General features: G+C 44.0%; 7 protein-coding genes. All 7 read left to right on the top strand.

Annotated features, from left to right (window positions below; translation table 11 throughout):
• Positions 1 to 1,501, top strand: a 1,501-nt coding sequence (gene bamA, locus A3756_RS13470; protein ID WP_068553679.1) for an outer membrane protein assembly factor BamA, incomplete at its 5' end; no start/stop codon positions are given.
• Positions 1,502 to 1,540: 39 nt separating this feature from the next.
• Positions 1,541 to 2,047: an OmpH family outer membrane protein gene (locus A3756_RS13465; RefSeq protein WP_068508219.1), complete on the top strand. Its 507-nt coding sequence runs from the start codon at positions 1,541 to 1,543 to the stop codon at positions 2,045 to 2,047.
• 28 nt (positions 2,048 to 2,075) lie between these two features.
• Positions 2,076 to 3,113, top strand: coding sequence for a UDP-3-O-(3-hydroxymyristoyl)glucosamine N-acyltransferase (lpxD, locus tag A3756_RS13460; protein WP_068508218.1), 1,038 nt, complete (start codon positions 2,076 to 2,078; stop codon positions 3,111 to 3,113).
• A gap of 56 nt (positions 3,114 to 3,169) precedes the next feature.
• Complete coding sequence (gene fabZ, locus A3756_RS13455) at positions 3,170 to 3,610, top strand: 3-hydroxyacyl-ACP dehydratase FabZ (protein WP_068507400.1); 441 nt, start codon at positions 3,170 to 3,172, stop codon at positions 3,608 to 3,610.
• Entirely contained in the window at positions 3,610 to 4,419 is an 810-nt protein-coding gene (lpxA, locus tag A3756_RS13450) for an acyl-ACP--UDP-N-acetylglucosamine O-acyltransferase (protein WP_068508215.1), read from the top strand. The genes fabZ and lpxA overlap by 1 nt, the downstream gene beginning before the upstream one ends.
• A gap of 6 nt (positions 4,420 to 4,425) precedes the next feature.
• Positions 4,426 to 5,634, top strand: a complete 1,209-nt coding sequence (gene lpxB, locus A3756_RS13445; protein WP_082865259.1) for a lipid-A-disaccharide synthase — start codon at positions 4,426 to 4,428, stop codon at positions 5,632 to 5,634.
• A 9-nt stretch (positions 5,635 to 5,643) separates the two neighbouring features.
• Positions 5,644 to 6,108 (top strand): ribonuclease HII (locus A3756_RS13440; RefSeq protein WP_068553678.1); only part of this gene is annotated, 465 nt, incomplete at its 3' end.

The following is a 6,108-nucleotide window of genomic DNA, read 5'->3' as shown; positions in this document are numbered from 1 at the left end:
GGACTTCGACTTGAAGGGAGACCTTGTTCTAGAGAAGGAAGTGTTAGAAAAGCTTGTTATGTTAAAACCGGGTGACGTATTTTCACGTCAGAAACTGACACTTACATCTGACCTTATCTCTCGTGCTTTAGGTGCAGAAGGTTATACTTATGCAAATGTTAACGCTATCCCTGAGGCGCATGATGACTATAGCGCTTCGGTTACTTTCTTTGTTGATCCTGGTAAACGGAATTATGTAAGAAGAATCAATTTCCGTGGTAACACTTCAACACGTGATGAAGTCTTACGGCAGGAGATGATTCAAATGGAAGGTGGGTCTGCATCAACGGACTTGATCGAAGGTTCTAAAGCTAAGCTTGAGCGTTTGGGCTTCTTTAGTACTGTTAATATTGATACGCCCTCAGTACCGGGCACGTCAGATCAAATTGATGTGAATTACTCGGTTGAAGAAACTTCATCCGGTAACCTTTCTGCAAGCTTGGGTTTTTCTCAGGGTTCCGGTTTTTCACTTGGTTTGAGTGTTTCTGAAAGTAACTTTTTTGGCTCCGGTAAGAAGGTCTCTTTTGGCGTGAATACCACTGAGTCCGTTAAGTCTGCTAACTTTTCCTATCTCGATCCTTACTTCACTGTCGATGGTGTGAGTCGAGGGTTTAGCTTTTTTGCTAGAAAAACTGATTTTGACGAAGATGACCGTTCAGATTTTGTTATCGATGAAACGGGAGCATCGGTAACCTTTGGTTATCCTATCAACAGTATTTCTCGCTTGAAGTTCACTTTTGGTTATACCAATACTCAGCTATCTGCAGGTGAGGATGTGCCGCTCGGAATCAATACTTTTGTTTCTGAATATGGTACGAGTTTTAATACTTACAGCTTTACCGGGTCATGGACCAGAAGCACATTGAATCGCGGGCAGTTTCCAACGCGCGGGTGGGGACAGGGCCTAACGCTTGAAGTGTCGGTACCTTTCAGTGATCTATCATTTTATAAACTTAACTACCGCTCAAATACCTACTTCCCAATCGATAAAGATCATGACTTTGTATTCAGGATTCGCAATAAATTGGCGTGGGCTGATGGGTATGGTGATACCAGCATACTTCCATTTTACGAAAACTATTTCACCGGTGGTATTACTTCGGTGCGAGGTTATCAAAGAAATTCGCTTGGTCGTCAGTCGGTTCCTAGTCAGGCTGGTGGGTCTACAGACCCCTTTGGCGGAAATCTCCTAATTGAAAATAGTGCTGAGTTGATCTTCCCTGTACCGTTTGTGAAAGACCAGCGATCGCTACGCCTATCGTACTTTGTTGATAGTGGTAATGTTTTTGATACAGCAAGGGGATATGATTTTGATGGGAATGAGATTCGTTGGTCGACTGGCTTGAGCTTACAATGGATAACCTTTATCGGGCCCTTGGGCTTCAGTTTTGGTAAGACGATTAATGACATTCCCGGGGACGATACGCGGTTCTTCCAGTTCTCCCTAGGGCAGCCTTTCTAGTTACTAAGTAAACATAAAATAGATCGTTGGAGGTCTTTAATGAAATTATTTAAGCAAATTATTTTGATGGGAAGTATTGCTTTCTTCTCTATGTCGGCACTTGCTGAAATGAAGATTGGTCTGGTTGATATGAGAGCTGCCTTATTTTCTTCAGATGCAGCAAAAGAGTTCACTGAGTCAATGGTGACCAAATATAAAAAACAGGACCTTGAAGTTCGTGCTATCGGAGAAGAAGGTCAGCGCTTGGAAATGCGCTTAAAAAATGACGCTGCAATTATGAGTGATAATGAAAGAGCGAAAATGGCATCTGATCTTGAAGAAGCGATTCAGGAATATAAGTACCGCAAAGGTAAGCTTGATAAGGCTTTGGCAGAAAGACGGAATGAGTTTTTGAGTGATTCAAAGCCCAAAATCGATCAAGCGATCAACGAGCTAGTAAAAGAAGAAAAACTGGATTTGTTGATTCCTCGTGAAGCGGCTTTATATGCCAATCAAGAAATGGATTATACAAATAAAATTATCGAGAAGCTTAACAAGCTAAACTGATCTTTCTATATTTCGTGAGTTTAATCAGATGAAGCAAAATGCCTTTACCTTAAAATATTTGGCGGACTATGTGGAAGGAGAGGTTCGAGGTGATGCGTCGATAAGCATCTCGGGCCTTTCGACTCTGCAGTCGGCTAAGTCAGGTGATTTAAGCTTTTTAGCGAATCCTGCCTATGAGAAATATTTAGCGGATAGCCAGGCCGGTGCCGTGATTGTTACCCCTCAGGTAGCCGAAGCATACGATGCAGATTTGATTATTCATGATAACCCTTACCTGGCGTATGCGCGTTTAACTCACTTGTGGGACAGTACCCAGCTTGACCTTAGTGCGGGTTCAGATATCCACCCTTCGGCTGTTGTGCATGACACTGCTGAGGTCGCTGAAGGCGTTTTTGTGGGAGCTGGCGCAGTAATTGGTAAAGGTGTTTTCTTAGGGGCTGGTTGTGTAATTGGTGAAAATACGACAGTTTCTGATGACTCGCGGATAGGTGAATGCACTCGACTTTATCCAGGCGTCAATATCTATCACGGCGTGACGATTGGTGCGCGCTGCATTATTCATAGTGGTGTCGTGATAGGCTCAGATGGATTCGGCTTTGCTCCTAATAAGGGAGGCTGGGAAAAAATAGTTCAGCTAGGTGGTGTTGTAATTGAGGACGATGTCGAAATCGGGGCTAATTCGGCCATTGATCGTGGAGCTTTGGACAATACAGTAATCGAGAAGGGCGTTAAGCTCGATAATCAGATTCAAATTGCTCACAATGTCCGTGTTGGCGAAAATACTGCCATGGCAGCATGTTGTGCTGTTGCGGGGAGTACGACGATCGGAAAGAACTGTGTTATCGGCGGCGCAAGTGGTATAGCGGGTCATTTAACGATAACTGACGATGTGCATATCACTGCAATGACGATGGTGATAAAAAGCTTGAGTGAGCCTGGCGTGTATTCGTCTGGAACGGGCGTTCAGCCTAATGCTCAATGGCGGAAAAGTATTGCAAGACTTCGGCAGCTCGATAAAATGGCTGGTCGTTTAAAAGCATTAGAGAAGATTGTTGCCGACAAGTAAATAGTTTTGATCTGCTGGCGATACTGCCTGAACTTGCTTTAAAAGAGTCGAATCTCATGATTATGGATATCAATGACGTTAAAGAATATCTTCCTCACCGCTACCCTTTTTTATTAGTGGATCGAGTTACAGAGGTTAAAGCTGGAGAGTGGATCAAGGGCTTTAAAAATGTGACGGTAAACGAAAACTACTTTCAAGGACATTTCCCTGATCAACCAATCATGCCTGGTGTGCTTGTGCTGGAGGCACTAGCGCAGGTTTCAGGCATACTCGGCTTTATTACGACTAACAAAAAGCCAAGTGAAAACTTAATACACTATTTTGCCGGAACAAATAAAGCGCGCTTTAAAAGGCCAATTGTTCCGGGCGATCAACTGGTACTAGAATCTCATTTGATTGCAGCAAAGCATAACATCTGGAAGTTTGACTGTACTGCATATGTAGATGGTGAGGTTGCTTGTATTGCAGAAATTATGACAGCGGAGCGAGAACGTTAATGACAATCCACCCTGATGCCAAAATCCATTCAGACACTAAAGTTCACCCTCAAGCAATAGTAGAAAAGGGGGCAATAATTGGTGCTGGTGTGGAAGTTGGTCCTTGGTCGTATATTGGTGAAGGTGTCGAGATAGGGGAAGGTTCACAGATACTTTCTCATGTGGTTGTTAAAGGGCCGACAACGATTGGTCGGAATAACAAGATCTTTCAGTTCGCCAGTGTTGGAGAAGAGTGCCAGGATAAAAAATATGCTGGAGAGCCTACCCGATTAATTATTGGCGATAATAATATTATTCGTGAAAACTGTACTATTCATCGCGGTACTACTCAGGACCAGTCGGAAACGATCATTGGTAGTGATAACCTCTTCATGGCTTATGTACATGTAGCGCATGACTGTGTTATCGGTGATAACTGTATTTTTGCTAATAGCACAACCCTGGCGGGCCATGTTCATGTTGCAAGCAATGTGATTTTGGGTGGCGGAACGATGGTTCATCAGTTCTGTAAGATCGGGGCGCATAGTATGAGTGCTGGCGGGAGTATTGTTCTACGTGATATTCCTGCTTTTGTCATGGCTAGTGGTCAATCTGCCTCGGCTCATGGTCTGAATACCGAAGGTTTGAAGCGAAGAGGGTTTACCGCTGATGATATTCGGGAGCTAAAGCGTGCCTATAAAGTTATCTATCGTCAAGGCTTGAACTTGAAGGATGCGCTTATTGAGCTAGAAGAGGCAGCGGCTTCGTCTGCACATGTTGCTCACTTCGTTGAAAGTATCAAGAACTCATCTCGGGGCATTATTCGTTAGGCTGATATGAAGGGTAGCGCTGAAGAACACCAATCGGTTCAAGAACAACTTTCAGATAACGTTGTATCTGAACGTCCAGTGACTATCGCAATGGTAGCCGGTGAAGCCTCCGGAGATATTTTAGGTGCGGGTTTGATCAAGTCCCTGCTTAAGCGTTATCCCAATGCTCGGTTCGAAGGTATTGGTGGCCCTTTAATGCTAGCTGAGGGTTTTAACTCTCATGTACCAATGGAACGGCTTTCTGTTATGGGGCTTGTTGAGGTGCTTGGGCGTATTTTTGAGCTGATTGGTATTCGGCGTCGCCTAAAACAACATTTTCTAAAATCACGCCCGGATGCTTTTATTGGCATTGATGCCCCTGACTTCAATATAGGCTTGGAATTGGCCTTGCGCAAAAAGGGCTTGAAAACCGGTCATTATGTTAGCCCCTCTGTTTGGGCATGGCGTCAGAAGCGTATTTTTAAAATAGCGCGTGCAGTCGATCTGATGTTGACTCTCTTTCCGTTTGAGGCAAAATTTTATAAAGCGCATGACGTTGCAGTACGATTTGTTGGTCACCCTCTGGCTGACAGCATTCCAGAACATTCAGATAAAAGCTCGGCTCGTGAGGCTTTGGGCTTGGATCAAAATGCGAAACTGGTAGCACTGCTTCCCGGAAGTCGAGCAGGTGAGATTTCTTATATAGGTAAGAGCTTTCTTGATACTGCGTGTTGGTTGTATGAGCGCGACCCCAATATCAAATTTGTTTTACCTTATGTTAATGAGGCGCGCAAAGAGCAAATTTTATCCTTGTTAGACGATTGCGAGGTAAACCTGCCGCTAACCTTGATTTCAGGTCGCTCGCGTGAGGTGATGGCTGCAAGTGATGTGATTGTATTGGCGTCGGGCACTGCAACGCTCGAAGCGATGCTGGTAAATCGTCCAATGGTTGTATCCTATCGTGTCTCCAAGATTACGCACTATATTATGAAGCGCTTACTGAAGGCTCCTTTCATATCATTGCCTAATTTGCTGGCTGGTCGAGAGCTTGTTCCCGAGCTAGTTCAGGATGATGCTCAGCCAGAATTAATTGGAAAGCAGGTAATGGAGCGCTTTTTACCTTCTAAGGCAACTGAAACTCAAGAGTCGTTTAGTGAACTGCATAAAAGCTTGAAGTTAAATGCAAGTGAACAAGCCGCTGACGCGGTAGTTAAGCTGATAGAAAGTGGCAAATAAGGAAGTATTGTGACTAAGGAATATGAAGCTTTTGTTTGTCAGTATAATGGTGAGCTGCTTGCTGGTGTAGATGAGGTGGGTCGTGGGCCTTTAGTTGGGCCAGTCGTAGCTGCCGCAGTTATTCTCGATCCAGCAAACCCTATTGAAGGTTTGGCTGACTCAAAGAAACTTTCTGAAAAAAAACGCGAGATGTTGTTTGATGAGATTCATGAAAAAGCATTAGCGTGTAGCATTACTCGGGCCAGTGTCGAAGAAATTGATGAAATCAATATTTTGCATGCATCGATGTTGGCAATGAAAAGAGCGGTCGAATCGCTTTCAATAAAACCGGAATATGTTTTGATTGACGGCAATCGCTGCCCTCAACTAAATATTCCTAGTGAAGCAGTGGTAAAGGGTGACTCACGAGTTGCTTGTATTGCGGCTGCTTCAATTATCGCAAAAGTTTCAAGGGATAGAGAAATGAAAGAGTTG

The organism is Oleiphilus sp. HI0086, assembly GCF_001635225.1.
Note: the sequence above shows the minus strand (reverse complement) of the source record. Positions and strands in the feature narration are given on the sequence as shown.